Genomic DNA, 286 nt, shown 5'->3' with positions numbered 1-286 from the left:
GCCGGCCTGGTTCGACGACTACAACAACACGCACCCGCACAAGGCGCTGAACATGCGCTCACCGCGGGAATTCAGACAGGCTCAGGCAAGTAAGAATGCGTGTCCGGTTTTATAGGGGCAACTCCAGAGCGCGACTTTGTCGCGCCCGAACCCAACATCAAATGGGTCACCGACATCACCCAGATCCGGACGGGCGAAGGGTGGCTGTTTCTCTGTGTGGTGATCGATCTATACAGCAAGCTCGTCATCGGCTGGTCGATGGACGCGACCCAGCAGCGGCAGCTGG

1 protein-coding gene and 1 pseudogene are annotated in these 286 nt (G+C 59.4%); both read left to right on the top strand.

Annotation, left to right across the window (positions count from 1 at the left end; all coding sequences use genetic code 11):
- Positions 1 to 115 (top strand): integrase core domain-containing protein (locus D3260_RS18225; protein ID WP_370456270.1); only part of this gene is annotated, 115 nt, incomplete at its 5' end.
- A gap of 11 nt (positions 116 to 126) precedes the next feature.
- Positions 127 to 286: pseudogene (locus tag D3260_RS17150) on the top strand (DDE-type integrase/transposase/recombinase); the annotation flags it as partial.

Origin of the sequence: Salinisphaera sp. Q1T1-3 (genome assembly GCF_003602005.1) — a bacterium.
GTDB lineage: Bacteria > Pseudomonadota > Gammaproteobacteria > Nevskiales > Salinisphaeraceae > Salinisphaera.
This window is presented reverse-complemented; position numbering and strand designations above follow the sequence as displayed.